Here is a 16,190-nt window from a genome sequence, read left to right on the forward strand (position 1 = left end):
GAACTCCCGCTTCCATGGTAAGAGGCGGTCCGCACGGCACGAGGCAGGGAGTCTCTCGCGCCGCGCCTTGCATCTCCGGCCGGCATGAGAGGGAACTGCGGCGAATGAAAAACAGATCGATGGCGCTTCTTGTCGCCGCGGCGGCGCTGATGGCTGCGCCGCAAAGCGCCGGGGCCCTGAATCTCGGCTTCGGCCTCGGGGAGCGCCACCCGGCCGCGCAGGCGGAGCGTCGCGAGGCGGAGCCGCCCGTTCTTCTGGCGCAGGGGGCTGACGCAACGGTTCGCATCAGCCAGCTCGAGGAAGAAATCCGTCGACTGACCGGCAAGGTCGAGGAGCTGTCGTTCCAGCTGCTGCAGATGCAGGAGCAGATCCGCAAGCAGCAGGAGGATTTCGAGTTCCGTTTCCAGGAACTTGAAGGATCCGGCAGCGGCGGCGCCGGCAGCGGCAAGCGGACCGACGCCGGCACCCCGTCGGCGCCCGCAACGGGTGGAGCTGCGTCTCCGGCCGGCGGTACCTCGGTCGCAAGCGCCCAGCCCCCGGCATCGGCGACGCCGCCGGCAGCGCCCGGCGGAGCCCCGGCAGAGGACGAGATCGGCGCGATCCTGGGTTCGGGCCTTGACACCAGCGGGCTCGGCAACGGCAATGCGCCGGCTGCACCGCCGGCCGCTGCAACGCCACCCGCCGCCTCCGGCACCGTCGCGTCGATCACGCCGGAAGGGCAGGGCGGCATGTACGACCTCGCCTATAACTATCTCCTCGCCGGCGACTACAAGCTGGCCGAGGATGCCTTCCGCCAGTATGCCCAGACCTATCCCGACGCGACCGACGTCCCTGACGCCAAATACTGGCTCGGCGAGAGCCTGTTCGCGCAGCAGAAATATACGGACGCGGCCGAGGTCTTCCTCAACGCCCAGAAGCAGCATCCGCAGAGCGCCAAGGCCCCGGAAATGATGCTGAAGCTCGGCATGTCGCTGGCCAAGCTCGACAACCGCGAGACGGCCTGTGTGACCTATGCGGAAGTCGCCAAGCGCTACCCCAAGATGTCCGCCAATGTGAAGAAGAAGCTGCAACAGGAGCGCACGTCCGCCAATTGCTGATGGCTGGCTCTGCCTGCCCTGGCCCCGGCCATCCGGCTGAGCTTTGCGCTCCAACAGACGATCTCGCGCGACGCCTGCGCGATGCGCTGAACCCCTTCATCGGCAGCCATGGCGCGACGGCCATCCTCGCCGTCTCCGGCGGTCCTGACTCCCTCGCGCTGATGATTGCCGCATCCCTCGCTGCATCCGCTGTGGGCGCTTCCGGTTTCCGCGTTCAGGTCGTCACCGTGGATCATCGGCTGCGGCCGGAATCGGCGGCCGAAGCGGCCCTCGTCGCCCGCTATGCCGCCGCCCTCGGCTTCTCCCATCGTACAGTGGCGTGGACAGGCGCCAAGCCGGCTTCCGGTATCCCTGCCGCCGCCCGCGCCGCCCGCTACCGCCTTTTGACCCAGGCGGCCGAAGAGACCGGCGCCGCGGTGGTCATTACCGCGCATCACCAGGACGACCAAGTTGAAACGCATCTTCTGGCCGCCGCGCGCGGCGCCGGCAGCATCGGGCTCGCCGGCATGCGGGAGAGGCGGGCGCTGACGCCCGGCGTGACCCTTCTGCGCCCGTTCCTCGACGTGCCGAAGGCGAGGTTGCGCGAAGCCGTCGCAGCCGCCAACCTGACGGCGATCGAGGACCCGTCGAACGCCGATCGCCGCTATGCCCGCGCCCGGCTGCGCCGCGATCTTGCCGAAGGGCGGCATGATCGGGCGGTGATCCTGCGGCAGATCGCCACTCATCAGGATCGCCGCCGGCAGCTGGAGGTCGGCCTCGCCGAGGCGATCGGCGCGCTACGCGGGCGTGGAAAGTTGAGCGTCGGCACTGACGGCGTCGTGCGGATCGATCGGGAGGCTTTCTCTGCGCTCGAGACCGACCTGCAGTTCTTGTTTCTGCGTCGCGCGGTGCAGGCGAGCGCCGGAGCCGATTACCCGCCGGACGCATCGTCGCTCGTGCGTCTAGCGGCGCGCCTGGCCGGACGTGCCGCCGTATCGGGGGCAAGCCTCGGCGGAGCCGTGATACGGGCAGGGAGTACGATTTGCTTCGCCCGCGAATATGGCCGCAGCGGCCTCGCAGCCATCGAGCTGCCGGCGGGCGCTCGCCGCGTCGTCTTCGACGGCCGCTTCGACATAGACTTGGCCGGCGGCGAGCCAGGACGCCTCATCGCCTTTGGTTTGCTCGGTCGCGGAAACCATCTGCAGCGCACCCTGCCGGTTGTCCTGAAGGGCGACGGCCACCTGTTGGCCGCTCATCCCAACCTGTTGGAAAAGTTGGGCGACCGCACCGCCGCGCTTCGTCTCCGCGAGCGGGTCAGCTGGCGACTCCAGGCCGATCTTCCGCCTGCCTGAATCGGCTAGAAATGCCCTAGCCGCAGCAGCGCCTTAGTCTGGGACCATCCTGCGCGTCGAAGCATTAACTCCCCGGCGTCGTAGTGAGCGGGAAAACGCCGGAAGCGGTTGGCAACCACCAGCCCGCACCCTATCTTCGGCAAAAGCGCCCGGTCGGTTCCCCGCGCGAATCCCAGGACTGATGATGAACCAGAACTTCCGCAATTTTGCACTTTGGGCGATCATCGCGCTGTTGCTCATCGCGCTGTTCCAGCTCTTCTCCAATGGTTCGCAGACCGCCGGCGCCCGCGAGATCCCCTATTCGCAGTTTCTGGCCGACGTCGATTCCGGTCGTGTTCGGTCGGTGACGATCCAGGGCCCGCGCATCAGCGGCAGCTACACGGATGCCGCGAGCCCCTTCCAGACCTACGCGCCGAACGATCCGGACCTCGTGAAGCGTCTGGAGGGCAAGAGCATCCAGATCAACGCCAGCGCGCCCAGCGACAACTCGAACCCGATCTGGTCGATGCTGCTGTCATTCGGTCCGATCCTCCTCATCCTGGGCGTCTGGATCTTCCTGATGCGCCAGATGCAGGGCGGGGCCGGCGGCAAGGCGATGGGATTCGGCAAGTCCAAGGCCAAGCTCCTGACCGAGGCGCACGGACGCGTCACCTTCCAGGACGTCGCCGGCGTCGACGAGGCCAAGCAGGACCTCGAAGAAATCGTCGAGTTTCTGCGCGAGCCGCAGAAGTTCCAGCGTCTCGGCGGCAAGATCCCCCGCGGCGTGCTTCTCGTTGGCCCTCCGGGCACCGGTAAGACGCTGCTCGCCCGCTCCGTCGCGGGTGAGGCCAACGTGCCGTTCTTCACCATTTCGGGCTCAGACTTCGTCGAGATGTTCGTCGGCGTCGGCGCGTCCCGCGTGCGCGACATGTTCGAGCAGGCCAAGAAGAACAGCCCCTGCATCATCTTCATCGACGAGATCGACGCGGTCGGCCGCCATCGCGGCGCCGGGCTTGGCGGCGGCAACGACGAGCGCGAGCAGACGCTGAACCAGCTTCTGGTCGAGATGGACGGCTTCGAGGCCAATGAGGGCATCATCCTCATCGCCGCGACCAACCGCCCCGACGTGCTCGATCCCGCGCTGCTGCGTCCGGGCCGCTTCGACCGCCAGGTGATGGTGCCGAACCCGGATGTCGGCGGCCGCGAGAAGATCCTGAAGGTGCATGTGCGCAATGTGCCGCTCGCGCCGAACGTCGATCTGAAGACGATCGCCCGCGGAACGCCCGGCTTCTCTGGCGCCGATCTCGCCAACCTCGTCAACGAGGCGGCGCTGATGGCGGCGCGCCGCGCTAAGCGGCTCGTCACCATGCTCGAATTCGAAGACGCCAAGGACAAGGTGATGATGGGTGCCGAGCGGCGCTCCATGGCCATGACCGAGGAAGAGAAGCGGCTGACCGCCTATCACGAGGCGGGACACGCTCTCGTCGGCATCCACGAGCCGTTCAACGACCCGCTGCACAAGGTGACGATCATTCCGCGCGGGCGTGCGCTCGGCGTGACCATGAACCTGCCGGAGCGTGACCGCTACGGCATGCGCAAGAACGAGATGGAGGCGCGGCTCGCCATGATCTTCGGTGGCCGCGCGGCCGAGGAGATCATCTACGGCCTTGACAACGTCACCACCGGCGCCTCCAACGATATCCAGCAGGCCACCAACATGGCCCGTGCGATGGTCATGGAATACGGCATGAGCGACAAGCTCGGCCGCCTGCGCTACCGGCAGAACCAGGAGGAGATCTTCCTCGGCCATTCCGTCGCGCAGCAGCAGAACATGTCGGAGGAGACGGCGCGGCTGATCGACTCCGAGGTGCGCGGCATCATCGAGACGGCCGAGAACAAGGCGCGGCGGATCCTCAACGAGCACATCGAGGAACTCCATGTCGTCGCCAAGGGTCTGCTCGAATACGAGACGCTGTCGGGCGATGAAGTCCGTGATCTGATCGCCGGCCGTCCGCTGTCGCGCGATATGGGCGACGACACGCCGCCGAGCCGTGGTTCGGCCGTGCCGAAGGCAGGACCCGCCAAGCCTCGCGACGACAAGTCGGAAGGCGGGCTGGAGCCCCAGCCCTCGGTTTGATCCGTCAGCGACGTCGTAAACTACAAAAGGCGGCCACACCGGGCCGCCTTTTTCATGCAGAGACTATGCCCGCGCTGTCTTTGATCACGTCGATGCCGATTCCCCGCAGCATCGTCGGCATCTAATCGCCTGCTGTGGCAAGGTGACACACTTTTTTACTTTCTTCAGTAACGTCCCGGCCGTACGCGTCCGCAGCCCCGACGAGGATCATCGATGAGCAGACAGTACTTCGGCACCGACGGCATCCGCGGTACGGCCAACCGGCATCCGATGACGGCGGAGGTGGCGATGAAGGTCGGCATGGCCGCCGGCATCGCGTTTCGGCGGGGCAACTACCGGCATCGTGTCGTCATCGGCAAGGATACGCGGCTATCGGGCTACATGATCGAGAACGCCATGGTGGCGGGCTTCACCGCGGCCGGCATGGATGTGTTCCTGCTCGGGCCGATGCCGACACCCGCCGTCGCGATGCTGACGCGCTCGCTGCGCGCCGATATCGGCGTGATGATCTCGGCCTCGCACAATCCCTTCGATGACAACGGCATCAAGCTCTTCGGCCCTGACGGCTACAAGCTGTCGGACGAATGGGAGCTGAAGATCGAGCAACTTCTCGATGAGGATCTGTCGGCCCGGCTCGCCAGCGGCGAGACGATCGGACGAGCCAAGCGCATCGACGGCGTCAACGAGCGCTATGTCGAGTTCGCCAAGCGCACGCTGCCGAAGGAGCTGTCGCTTGAGGGCGTCCGGGTGGCGATCGATTGCGCCAATGGCGCGGCCTACAAGGCGGCGCCGGCTGTCCTGTGGGAACTCGGTGCGGAGATCGTCAAGCTCGGTGTCGAGCCGGACGGCACCAACATCAATCGCGGCTGCGGCTCGACGCAGCCCGCAGCGCTGGTCGCGAAGGTGAGGGAGGTGCGCGCCGACATCGGCATCGCACTCGATGGTGACGCCGACCGGGTGCTGATCGTCGACGAGCACGGCGATATCGTCGATGGCGACCAGATCATGGCCGTGATCGCCGATGCCTGGGCCGATGACGGCCGCCTCGCCGCCGGCGGCGTCGTCGCGACCATCATGTCGAACCTCGGGCTGGAGCGTTATCTCGGCGCCCGCAACATCCAGCTGGCGCGCACCAAGGTCGGCGACCGCTACGTCGTCGAGCACATGCGCGAGCACGGCTACAATGTCGGCGGCGAGCAGTCCGGTCACATCGTTCTGTCGGACTTCGGCACCACCGGCGATGGGCTCGTATCAGCCCTCCAGGTGCTGTCGGTCGTCAAGAAGCAGGGCGGCACGGTTTCGGAGGTCTGCCGCCGCTTCGAACCGGTGCCGCAGGTTCTGAAGAACATCCGCTTCTCCGGCGGTGCGCCGCTCGAGAAGGAAAAGGTGCAGGATGCGATCAGCCACGGCCGACAGCGCCTCGGCAACAGCGGCCGCCTCGTGATCCGGCCCTCGGGGACGGAGCCGCTGATCCGCGTCATGGCCGAGGGAGACGACGCCGACCTGGTCACGACGGTTGTCGACGACATCATCGGAGCGCTGCGTCAGGTCGCGGCTTAGAACCTCATGGTCAATGGATATGGCAAATAAGTCGTTAGCGTAAACCATGCGTTAATCATTAATGTTCAGTATCTCCATCGTGGCGGGTCTAAAGCCGCGACTGCTTCCAACCCTGCTCTGGAGATATGGAAATGAACCGGCTTTTGATCCTGGCCGTACTTGGCACCACCGTTCTGACGCCGGCGGCCGGCTGGGCCGCTGACATCATCGAAGAGCCCATCGACATCGTCGAGCCGCTTCCGGAGAAGCCGGACTATTCCGGCTGGTACATCCGCGGCGACGTCGGCTACGTCTTCAAGTCCAAGACCTCGGGCGACTACAATTTCTGGAATCCGGGTCCGCTCGGCGGCAATCCGACTTACACGCAGGGCATCGACAACCGCGAGTTCTACGACTCCTTCGAACTGAAGAACACGGCGAGCTTCGGCGTGGGCGCCGGCTACCGCTTCAACGACTTCGTGCGCGCCGACCTGACGGTCGACTACTTCCGCACCGACGTGAAGGGCTCCAGCCAGTGCGGCTACCTGGTCGAAACCGGCTATCTGCTGGATCCGGTGGACAACGACTGCCGCTATGACGACAGCTCCAAGGCCACGGTCTGGACGACGATGGCAAACGCCTATGTCGACATCGGCCACTACGGCATCATCACGCCCTATGTCGGCGCCGGCGCCGGCTTTGCCTATGTGAAGTACGACGACCTGCACAACGTCATCTCGTGCAACGGCGAGCCCTGCGGCAACCAGACCGACATCTATATCGGCGAGCACGGCGGCGAGACGTCCTGGCGCTTCGCATCCTCGCTGATGGCGGGTGCGACCTTCGACCTGACGGACCAGCTGAAGCTCGATGCCGGCTACAAGTATACCCGCATCAACGAGGGCGATGCCTTCGGCTATGACGGACCGGACCGCGAGACCGGCGCCAGCGGCGTCCAGACGCGCGACCACGGCTTCGACATCCATGCGATCCGCGCCGGCCTGCGTTACGAGTTCTTCTGATAAAGCCTGCGGCGGGCCGTTCTCGCCGCACTGCCTTCTGCATTCAAAAGCCGTCGTGCCCTGCACGGCGGCTTTTCTGCGTCAGGGCATCCTCGGACCCGGCAGGCTGCAGCTTGCATGGAGCTGACCGCTGGAGCCGCGAGCTGAGGACGAGGTCGTGGTTAACGCTCGCTTAAGCCTTATCGTTAACAATGGCTGAAATCCGCCGCTGTTCATGCAAGCCGGCGCAACAGGATTTGAGGCCATGAAAGCGATTGCAGCGTCCCTCCTGATCTTGACGGCCTTCGGTACAGTTGCCGCACGAGCCGCCGACATCCTCGACGCACCGATGATCTATCAGGATGCGCCGGAGCTGCAGCCCGTCGAGATCGGCAATGGCTGGTACATCCGCGGCGACGTCTCCTACGACATGAAGTCCGATCTCGACACCAGCTACAGCGTCTTCGCTGACGACGGAACGACAGGTCCCATCGTGATCGGTGAAGGCGAGGATGGACTCGACCTAAAGGACGGCTTCGCATTCGGGGTCGGCTTCGGTTACCGTTTCACCGACTTCCTCCGCGGCGATCTCACGGCGAGCCGCTGGGAGAAGGACGTCGATGGCCTTGAGGGTGACGCGATCGGCCTGTCCTCCGAAGTGGAGGCCTGGGAACTCATGACGAACGTCTATGCCGACCTCGGCACCTTCGCGGGCTTCACGCCATATGTCGGCGCCGGCGCCGGCGCCGTGCACACCAAGTTCTCGGCCGAATGCGCATCCGGCACGATCGACTGCAACCTCCTGGACAATCAGGAGACGTCCTCCAACAGCGACTGGCGCTTTGCCTATGCCCTGATGGCGGGTGTCTCTTATGACCTGACCGCCGATCTCAAGCTCGACGCCGGCTATCGCTTCGTCAGCACTGAAGGTGGCAAGACGTTTTCCTATCAGGCGGATGTCGGCCCGGGTTCAGTCGGCGCCACGGTCGAGGACGATGGGTTCGACCGGCACACGGTTCAGGTCGGGCTGCGCTACTCCCTCTGGTAGGATCAGACGATCTCCTTTGGGGGCGGACAGATGAAGGCGGGGCAGGGCTCCGCCTTTTTTGTCAGGAAGGAGCGGGAGCCCAGCAAAGCCGCCGCCATGCGCAAGCTGGAGGACTGACATGGCGCGTGCGAGAACCATGATCCAGATCAAAGGCGGCCGGCAAGACATCTCTTAAGAGCAGGAGGCTGCATTTAGCGACCGGAGCTCGAATGAAGACGAACACCGCCATTTCCCATGTCCTTTACGGCCTGGTCAACGCCGTGCTCTTCGGCATCGGAGCGATCGCGATCCTCAGCTTCCCGAGCCTGCAGGAATCCTGGAAGATCGCGCTCCCTATCGTCGTGGTCCTCTCCTTCGTTCTGGCCTGGCCGATCGCGAAGTTCATCGCGCCTCGTCTGCGCTCGCGGCGCTGGCGCCGCGAGCACGACGCGGACTGACCCCGCCCGAGAGCCATCCGGCTGCAGCACCCTGGGCATCTGTGTCGGCATCAAGGATGCAAGCCTTCAGCATGCTGTGGGTCGAGATCTTCCCTTAGGTGACAAATGGTCATCTCCCCGATATGGCGGTTGAGCACTGCAGGCAAGGTCGCCTTCAGCGTGTGCGACTTCAGGGGGAGATGAAATGGATCACGATACGATGCGCCGGACGGTTGCCGAGTTCTTCGGAACCTTCTGGCTGACCTTTGGCGGCTGCGGTGCGGCCGTCCTGTCTGCGGCGTTCCCGGAGCTCGGGATCGGCTTCCTCGGCGTCTCGCTCGCCTTCGGCCTGACGGTACTGACGATGGCCTATGCCGTCGGCCATATCTCCGGCGGCCACTTCAATCCGGCCGTCACGCTGGGGCTCTGGTCGGCCGGCCGCTGCGCCGACAAGCATGTCCTTCCTTACATCGTTGCGCAGGTCGTCGGCGCCATCGTTGCCGCCGCTGCGCTCTACGCCATCGCGTCAGGTAAGGCGGATTGGGTCGCCGGCGGTTTTGCCTCGAACGGCTATGGCGAACTCAGCCCGAACAAGTTCGGCCTTGCGGCCTGCCTCGTCACCGAGTTCCTGACGACCTTCTTCTTCCTCTTCATCATCATCGGCACGACCTCCAAGGGCGCTGCCACCGGTTTTGCCGGCATCCCGATCGGCTTCGCCCTCGTCCTTATCCATCTGATCTCGATCCCGGTGACCAACACCTCGGTCAATCCAGCACGCAGCACCGGACCGGCGCTGTTCGCCGGTGGCGAGTATATCGGCCAGCTCTGGCTGTTCTGGCTGGCGCCGATCGCCGGTGCGATGGTCGCAGGCTTCTTTGCCCGCTGGCTCTACGAGCCCGTTGGCATCATCGACACGATCGTGGTGGAAGAGCGCGGCAGCCGCGCCTGAACGCCAATCACTCCCGGTGTCGCGACGCAGATTGCGGCACCACTGGCGAAGGCGAGGGGAGGTGGCCGCCGGCCGCCTCACGTCATCTGCATGTAGATCACGACGCCGACCATCAGGATGACGGCGACGAAGAACACGAAGCAGACGCCGGTCGAAGTGCGCTTGCGCTCCTTCGTGTAGAGATCGTTATCCGGCATCCGTCGTTCTCCGCTCGACCACTGGCCTCCAGCGAAGTCGGATGAGACGCCTTTTTGATGTCTGGATGCCTATGCCGGCTCGGTCTTCCCCGCGCCTGCGGACGGAACCGAAGTGGACGCCGAAGCTTCCTCGGTGACAGGCATGGAGGAAGACACGATGTCCGATATCGGCAAGACGACCAAGGACGGCACCGAGTACCGCAAGGACGGGTCGAAGGTCGCCACCGAGCACGACCCGTCCGGCGAGACCGAGACCGAAAAGACGCAGCGCGAGCAGAGCAAGCTTCCGGACGGTGGACTGTCGCCCGACTATCGCGAAGGCGAGGATGAAAGCGGCGGCATCGCAGCGCCATCACCCCGCACAGGAGCTTAGCATCCGGTTCAAGCGCGCTTAACTGCGATCGCAGTTGGATCTTAGATCTCGGCACGCCGGTGGTGGCGAGGCGGTCAGTCCGTTTCGACCGCTCCGGCTGCCACGTGCAGCGCGATCTCGATGATCGAAGGCTTGATGAACATCGCAGCGCTTGCGCCTATGCGCGCATTCCCGTATATGCCGCAGCGGGACACCTCTCCCCAACGAGAGGCTTACTATCTGTAAGGATAGCCAGCGATGATAATTCTCGCCAAGCCGGACGTGCGTCCGGCAAACCCCCAATTCTCGTCCGGCCCTTGTGCGAAGCGACCCGGCTGGTCGCTCGAGGCGCTGAAGGATGCGGCGCTCGGACGCTCGCACCGCGCCAAGCTCGGCAAGAGCAAGCTCGCCAAGGCGATCGACGACACCCGCGACATCCTCGGCGTTCCCGCCGACTACCGCATCGGCATCGTTCCCGCCTCCGACACGGGCGCGGTCGAGATGGCCATGTGGTCGCTGCTCGGGGAGCGCGGCGTCGACTGCCTCGCTTGGGAGTCCTTCGGCTCCGGCTGGGTGACGGACGCCGTCAAGCAGCTGAAGCTTCCCGACGTGCGCGCCCTTGAGGCACCTTATGGCGAGATCGTCGACTTTTCGGATGTCGATTTCGACCGCGACGTCGTCTTCACCTGGAACGGCACGACCTCCGGCGTGCGTGTGCCGAATGGCGATGCGATCCCGGCCGACCGCAAGGGTCTGACGATCTGCGACGCGACCTCGGCCGCCTTCGCGCAGGATCTGCCCTACGACAAGCTCGATGTCGTGACCTTCTCCTGGCAGAAGGTGCTTGGCGGTGAAGCCGCGCACGGCATGCTGATCCTCAGCCCTCGCGCCGTCGAACGGCTCCTGACCTACAAGCCCGCCTGGCCGCTGCCGAAGATCTTCCGCCTGACGAGCGGCGGCAAGCTGATCGAAGGCATCTTCAAGGGCGAGACGATCAACACGCCCTCGATGCTCTGCGTCGAGGATTATCTCGATGCGCTGAACTGGGCGAAAGAGATCGGTGGCCTCGTCGCGCTGAAGGCCCGTGCCGACCGCAACCTCGCCGTCATCGAGCGCTTCGTCGCCGAAAACAGCTGGATCGACTTCCTGGCCACGCGAGCCGAGACCCGCTCCAACACCTCCGTCTGCCTTGCCTTCACCGATCCCGCCATTGTCGCCCTCTCGGCCGATGCGCAGGCGGCGTTCGCCAAGGATGTAGCGGGTCTGCTTGAGAAGGAGGGCGTCGCCCTCGACTCGGGCGCCTATCGCGATGCCCCTCCGGGCCTGCGCATCTGGTGCGGCGCGACGGTGGAGACGAGCGATGTCGAGGCGCTGATGCCCTGGCTCGCCTACGCCTACGAGGCCGCCAAGACGACCCTGGCCAAGGCGGCCTGACGAGCGGGTCACCAGTGGCGGGGCGGGGGACGTGATGGGCCTGTCAGACAGGGTCCGCAGCTTCCTCGCCGACACGATCGCTCTCATCCTGTTCTTCACGGTGACCAGCGGCCTGAACGAGCGTTTCGTCGCAGGCATGGCCTGGAACGAGGTCCTGGTGTCGCGTTCCCTCGGCGCGCTGCTGATGGTCCTGACAGCCAGACCTTACGGCCTCTGGCGGAGCTGGTTCCTGGAGCGGCTGCATCCCTCGACTGGGTGGGGGACTCTCCTCTCGGACGGGCTGGCGCTGCTGCTGTTCCAGGTGCCGATCTACCTCGCGATCATCCTGGCCGGCGGCGCGGATCTGTCCGCCGCGCTGCGAGGTGCCGCAAGCTTCGCGGTTCTGATGCTGGTTCTCGGCCGTCCTTACGGCCTCTGGCTCCAATTCGTCCGTCGGCGCTTCGGCCTCGAAGGGCAGGGACAGAAGCCCATGTCGCTCGGCGGCTGATCGCCGGGGACCTCCATCCTTTCGTTCTCATCCCGGAGCCGAGCGCTCCGCCCGTTACAAGGAGGCCGTCATGGCACCCCGCGTTCTCGTATCCGACAAGCTGTCTCCGACCGCCGTGCAGATCTTCAAGGATCGCGGCGTCGAGGTCGACTACCTTCCCGATCTCGGCAAGGACAAGGACAAGCTCCTCGAGATCATCGGCCAGTATGACGGCCTCGCCATCCGCTCGGCGACCAAGGTTACGGAGAAGCTGATCGAGGCTGCGCCGCGGCTGAAGGTGATCGGCCGCGCCGGCATCGGCGTCGACAATGTCGACATCCCCGCCGCCTCGCGGCGCGGCGTGATCGTCATGAACACGCCCTTCGGCAATTCGATCACCACGGCCGAGCATGCGGTTGCGATGATGTTCGCCCTGGCGCGCCAGCTGCCGGCGGCCGACGAGTCCACGCGCGCCGGCAAATGGGAGAAGAACCGCTTCATGGGCGTCGAGATCACCGGCAAGGTGCTCGGCGTCATCGGCTGCGGCAATATCGGCTCGATCGTCGCCTCGCGCGGCGTCGGCCTGAAGATGAAGGTCATCGCCTTCGATCCGTTCCTGTCGGCGGAGCGCGCCGCGCAGCTGGGCGTCGAGAAGGTCGAGCTCGACGAACTCTTCAAGCGCTCTGACTTCATTACGCTGCACACGCCGCTGACCGACAAGACGCGCAACATCATCGATGCAGCGGCAATCGCCACGATGAAAGACGGCGTGCGCATCATCAACTGCGCGCGCGGCGGCCTGATCGTCGAGAAGGACCTTGTCGAGGCCCTGAAGTCGGGCAAGGTCGCCGGTGCCGGCATCGACGTCTTCGAGACCGAGCCGGCGACCGAGTCGCCGCTCTTCCATCTGGAGAACGTCGTCTGCACACCGCATCTCGGCGCCTCGACCACTGAGGCGCAGGAGAACGTGGCGCTGCAGGTCGCCGAGCAGATGGCGGACTACCTCGTCAACGGCGCCGTCTCGAACGCCATCAACATGCCCTCGATCACGGCCGAAGAAGCGCCGATCCTGACGCCTTACATCAAGCTCGCCGAGATCCTCGGCAGCTTCGCGGGCCAGGCGACGGAGGAGGCGATCTCCGAGGTCGAAATCCTCTTCGACGGCGCACCGGCGGGCATGAACACGCGGGCGCTGACCAGCGCGGCGCTGGCGGGCTTGCTGACGCCGCTGGTCTCCTCGGTCAACATGGTCTCGGCGCCGGTCATGGCCAAAGAGCGCGGCATGGTCGTTTCCGAGGTTCGGCGCGACAAGACCGGCGTCTTCGACGGCTATATTCGCCTGACGGTAAAGACCGCCAAGCAGACGCGTTCGGTCGCCGGTACCTGCTTTTCCGACGGCAAGCCGCGCTTCATCCAGATCAAGGGCATCAACATGGAGGCCGAGGTCGGCCGCCACATGCTCTACACCGCCAACAAGGACGTTCCGGGCGTCATCGGCCAGCTCGGCACCGCCTTCGGCAAGGCTGGCATCAACATCGCCAACTTCCATCTTGGCCGTGACGTCGAAGGCGGCAACGCCATCGCGTTGCTCTACCTCGACCAGCCGCTGTCCGAGGCGTTCCTGGACGAGATCCGCGGTCTCAATGCCATCGGCCAGGCCAAGCAGATGACGTTCGACGTCTGAGCTGATCGGCGAACCCTCGAGCCGGCGTCACCCGGCTCGCTTCTCCTGCGACGGCGCCTCGTTCACGCGAGGCGCCGTTTCTATTTTCACCTGCCGGCGCTCCGCCAACCAGATACCGACGAGGACGAGGCCGAGCGCCAGCACGTGGTAGAGGTAGAGCACCTCGCCGGCCGAAACCGCGAGGACGGCGCCGAACACCGGGATAAGATTGACGAAGATGTTGGCGCGGTTGGCGCCGATCGCCTCCACGCCGTAGATGTAGAAGCTCTGTGCGATGATGGAGGCGAAGACGGCGGTATAGACGACAACGGCAATGCCGAACCCGTCTGGCCAGCGCGACAGGCCCATCGCATGTTCCGCGAGTGCCATCGGAATGGCAGCGGCGAAGGCGCCGTAGCTGAGAGCGGCCGCCGCCGACAGCCAGTGGATCTTCGGCTTGTAGCGCAGACCGAGCGTATAGGCGGCATAAAGCACGACTGCGATCATCATGATCGCATCGCCGCGATTGAGGTCGAGCGCCACGAGCGAGGCAAGGTTGCCGTGCGAGGCGGTGATAGCGACGCCCAGCGCGGTGATGAGGAAGCCGGCGATCTGGAAGCCGCTCGCCCGCGCGCCGAAGAGCAGGAAGCTGCCGAGGAAGACGAAGAGCGGCATGCTGGCCTGTTCCAGCATCGAGTTGATCGCCGAGGTGTAGTGCAGGGCGACGTACATCACCCCGTTAAAGCCGCTGAAGCCGATCGCACCGAGAAGAAGCAGGACGGGAAGGCGGGGCCGGATCGCCGGCCAGTCGCGCTTGAGGTGCGGCCAGGCGAAGGGCGTCAGAAGCGCTGCGGCAAGCCCCCAGCGCAAGAGCGTCAGGATCATCGGCGAGATGTGCGGCACCGACAGCTTGCCCGCCACGGAGTTGCCGCCCCAGAACAGCGCGGTCAGGGCGAGGGCGACATAAGGGTGGGAAAAGGTGCGGCGCATCGGCTCTCCTGAGCGGGGCGAGAGCATGATGCTCATGGGAGATATGAGCCGCTGCTAGCAGAGCTTGGTCCGGCACGGGAAGGGCGAAGTGCCGCAGATGTCGATCACGATCGCTGGGCACCAACATTGCCGGGCTTGCATTCGATGCGGCTGTTGCCGAAAAGGCTGCGTTCCGCGACAAGCGCGCAGGAACGATCGCGGCCGGCGAATCGCGCGCAACAGCGCCGTCTTCTATAATCCGGTCGACTTGCGTCGAGATCAGGGCGGACGCCCGCAAGGAGACTGCATGGGCAACGTCGTCGTCATTGGCTCGCAGTGGGGAGACGAGGGTAAAGGCAAGATCGTCGACTGGCTGTCGGAACGCGCCGATGTCGTCGTGCGCTTTCAGGGCGGCCACAATGCCGGCCATACGCTGGTCGTCGACGGTGTCTCCTACAAGCTCTCGCTGATGCCCTCCGGCGTCGTGCGCCAGGGCAAGCTCTCTGTGATCGGCAACGGTGTCGTCTTCGATCCGCATGCCTTCGTCGCCGAGAAGGGCCGCCTTGCTGCGCAAGGTGTCGAGATCAGCCCGCAGTCGCTGCGAATCGCCGACAATGCCGCGCTGATCCTGTCGGTCCACCGCGAACTCGACGCGATCCGCGAGACGTCGAGCACCGGCACGAAGATCGGCACGACCGGCCGCGGCATCGGCCCGGCCTATGAGGACAAGGTCGGCCGCCGCGCCATCCGGGTCATGGACCTTGCCAATGTCGACGTGCTGCCGGAGCGCATCGAGCGCCTGCTGGCGCATCACAACCCGCTTCGCCGCGGCCTTGGCCAGGCGGAGATCGATCCTGCGGCCATTCTGGAGGAGCTGACTTCGGTCGCCGCCGAGATCACGCCATATATCGACCGTGTCTGGCGTCTGCTCGACGAGCGCCGCAAGGCCGGCGAGCGCATCCTCTTCGAGGGCGCGCAGGGCACGCTTCTCGATATCGACCATGGCACCTATCCCTTCGTCACCTCGTCCAACACGGTGGCGGGACAGGCGGCGGCCGGGTCCGGACTCGGTCCGTCCTCCATCGGCTTCGTGCTCGGCATTACCAAGGCCTACACGACCCGCGTCGGGGAGGGGCCGTTCCCGACCGAGCAGGACAACGAGGTTGGGCAGTTCCTCGGCGAAGCCGGCCACGAGTTCGGCACCGTCACGGGCCGCAAGCGCCGCTGCGGCTGGTTCGACGCCGTGCTGGTGCGCCAGGCGGTTGCGGTGAACGGCATCCACGGGCTTGCACTGACCAAGCTCGACGTTCTCGACGGTCTCGACGAGATCAAGGTCGGCGTCGGCTATCGGCTCGACGGCAAGGTCATCGACTATCTGCCGGCGAGCCTTGCCGATCAACGCCGCGCCGAGCCGGTTTACGAGACCTTTGAAGGCTGGCGCGAAACGACGCGCGGTGCCCGCCGTTGGAGCGACCTGCCGGCGCAGGCGATCAAATATGTCAGACACATAGAGGAGCTGGTCGGCGCCCCCGTCACGCTTCTGTCAACCTCGCCGGAGCGCGAAGACACGATACTTGTTCGCGATCCGTTTCAAGATTAGGTTCGTGCGCCA

At 65.3% G+C, this 16,190-nt stretch carries 14 protein-coding genes; 13 read left to right on the forward strand and 1 reads right to left on the reverse strand.

Annotation, left to right across the window (positions count from 1 at the left end; translation table 11 throughout):
• The first annotated feature begins 104 nt into the window (after positions 1-104).
• From ybgF to serA, 12 genes are all read left to right on the forward strand, one after another.
• Positions 105-1,097, forward strand: a complete 993-nt coding sequence (gene ybgF, locus C0R46_RS00265) for a tol-pal system protein YbgF (protein ID WP_157944502.1) — start codon at positions 105-107, stop codon at positions 1,095-1,097.
• On the forward strand, positions 1,097-2,428 hold the full coding sequence (tilS, locus tag C0R46_RS00270) for a tRNA lysidine(34) synthetase TilS (RefSeq protein WP_102957593.1): 1,332 nt from the start codon (positions 1,097-1,099) through the stop codon (positions 2,426-2,428). Before ybgF ends, tilS begins: the two co-directional genes overlap by 1 nt.
• 184 nt (positions 2,429-2,612) lie before the next feature.
• Positions 2,613-4,544, forward strand: coding sequence for an ATP-dependent zinc metalloprotease FtsH (ftsH, locus tag C0R46_RS00275; RefSeq protein WP_102958533.1), 1,932 nt, complete (start codon positions 2,613-2,615; stop codon positions 4,542-4,544).
• Positions 4,545-4,757: 213 nt separating this feature from the next.
• Positions 4,758-6,104 (forward strand): phosphoglucosamine mutase, encoded by a 1,347-nt coding sequence (gene glmM, locus C0R46_RS00280; protein ID WP_102957594.1) that lies wholly within the window; start codon positions 4,758-4,760, stop codon positions 6,102-6,104.
• A gap of 131 nt (positions 6,105-6,235) precedes the next feature.
• The gene (locus C0R46_RS00285; RefSeq protein WP_102957595.1) at positions 6,236-7,105 is read left to right on the forward strand and encodes an outer membrane protein; all 870 of its coding nucleotides are present in this window, start codon (positions 6,236-6,238) and stop codon (positions 7,103-7,105) included.
• Between the two features lie 244 nt (positions 7,106-7,349).
• Positions 7,350-8,132, forward strand: a complete 783-nt coding sequence (locus C0R46_RS00290) for an outer membrane protein (RefSeq protein ID WP_102957596.1) — start codon at positions 7,350-7,352, stop codon at positions 8,130-8,132.
• A gap of 209 nt (positions 8,133-8,341) precedes the next feature.
• A complete protein-coding gene (locus C0R46_RS00295) occupies positions 8,342-8,569 on the forward strand; it encodes a hypothetical protein (RefSeq protein ID WP_102957597.1) in 228 nt (75 codons plus the stop codon).
• 184 nt (positions 8,570-8,753) lie between these two features.
• Positions 8,754-9,497, forward strand: coding sequence for an aquaporin Z (gene aqpZ, locus C0R46_RS00300; protein WP_102957598.1), 744 nt, complete (start codon positions 8,754-8,756; stop codon positions 9,495-9,497).
• A gap of 309 nt (positions 9,498-9,806) precedes the next feature.
• The gene (locus tag C0R46_RS00305) at positions 9,807-10,067 is read left to right on the forward strand and encodes a hypothetical protein (protein WP_102957599.1); all 261 of its coding nucleotides are present in this window, start codon (positions 9,807-9,809) and stop codon (positions 10,065-10,067) included.
• Positions 10,068-10,304: 237 nt separating this feature from the next.
• On the forward strand, positions 10,305-11,480 hold the full coding sequence (locus C0R46_RS00310; RefSeq protein WP_102957600.1) for a phosphoserine transaminase: 1,176 nt from the start codon (positions 10,305-10,307) through the stop codon (positions 11,478-11,480).
• A gap of 34 nt (positions 11,481-11,514) precedes the next feature.
• Positions 11,515-11,967 (forward strand): L-alanine exporter AlaE, encoded by a 453-nt coding sequence (gene alaE / locus C0R46_RS00315; RefSeq protein WP_102957601.1) that lies wholly within the window; start codon positions 11,515-11,517, stop codon positions 11,965-11,967.
• Between the two features lie 70 nt (positions 11,968-12,037).
• A complete protein-coding gene (serA, locus tag C0R46_RS00320) occupies positions 12,038-13,630 on the forward strand; it encodes a phosphoglycerate dehydrogenase (RefSeq protein ID WP_102957602.1) in 1,593 nt (530 codons plus the stop codon).
• Positions 13,631-13,657: 27 nt separating this feature from the next.
• On the opposite strand, the gene C0R46_RS00325 is transcribed toward serA, so the two are convergent.
• Positions 13,658-14,599: a DMT family transporter gene (locus C0R46_RS00325; RefSeq protein ID WP_102957603.1), complete on the reverse strand. Its 942-nt coding sequence runs from the start codon at positions 14,597-14,599 to the stop codon at positions 13,658-13,660.
• Between the two features lie 286 nt (positions 14,600-14,885).
• On the opposite strand from C0R46_RS00325, the gene C0R46_RS00330 reads away from it, so the two are divergent.
• Positions 14,886-16,178 carry an adenylosuccinate synthase gene (locus C0R46_RS00330; protein WP_102957604.1) on the forward strand — a complete coding sequence of 431 codons (1,293 nt, stop codon included), beginning with the start codon at positions 14,886-14,888 and terminating at the stop codon, positions 16,176-16,178.
• Positions 16,179-16,190: the final 12 nt, after the last annotated feature.

This window comes from Mangrovicella endophytica (assembly GCF_002893625.1).
In the GTDB taxonomy this organism is placed as follows: domain Bacteria; phylum Pseudomonadota; class Alphaproteobacteria; order Rhizobiales; family Rhizobiaceae; genus Mangrovicella; species Mangrovicella endophytica.

Coding starts and splice junctions, on each gene's coding strand:
- alaE (WP_102957601.1), top strand. CDS start 11,515: ATGGGCCTGTCAGACAGGGTCCGCAGCTTCCTCGCCGACACGATCGCT.
- C0R46_RS00290 (WP_102957596.1), top strand. CDS start 7,350: ATGAAAGCGATTGCAGCGTCCCTCCTGATCTTGACGGCCTTCGGTACA.
- aqpZ (WP_102957598.1), top strand. CDS start 8,754: ATGGATCACGATACGATGCGCCGGACGGTTGCCGAGTTCTTCGGAACC.
- C0R46_RS00285 (WP_102957595.1), top strand. CDS start 6,236: ATGAACCGGCTTTTGATCCTGGCCGTACTTGGCACCACCGTTCTGACG.
- tilS (WP_102957593.1), top strand. CDS start 1,097: ATGGCTGGCTCTGCCTGCCCTGGCCCCGGCCATCCGGCTGAGCTTTGC.
- ftsH (WP_102958533.1), top strand. CDS start 2,613: ATGAACCAGAACTTCCGCAATTTTGCACTTTGGGCGATCATCGCGCTG.
- C0R46_RS00310 (WP_102957600.1), top strand. CDS start 10,305: ATGATAATTCTCGCCAAGCCGGACGTGCGTCCGGCAAACCCCCAATTC.
- ybgF (WP_157944502.1), top strand. CDS start 105: ATGAAAAACAGATCGATGGCGCTTCTTGTCGCCGCGGCGGCGCTGATG.
- C0R46_RS00295 (WP_102957597.1), top strand. CDS start 8,342: ATGAAGACGAACACCGCCATTTCCCATGTCCTTTACGGCCTGGTCAAC.
- C0R46_RS00325 (WP_102957603.1), bottom strand. CDS start 14,599: ATGCGCCGCACCTTTTCCCACCCTTATGTCGCCCTCGCCCTGACCGCG.
- serA (WP_102957602.1), top strand. CDS start 12,038: ATGGCACCCCGCGTTCTCGTATCCGACAAGCTGTCTCCGACCGCCGTG.
- glmM (WP_102957594.1), top strand. CDS start 4,758: ATGAGCAGACAGTACTTCGGCACCGACGGCATCCGCGGTACGGCCAAC.
- C0R46_RS00330 (WP_102957604.1), top strand. CDS start 14,886: ATGGGCAACGTCGTCGTCATTGGCTCGCAGTGGGGAGACGAGGGTAAA.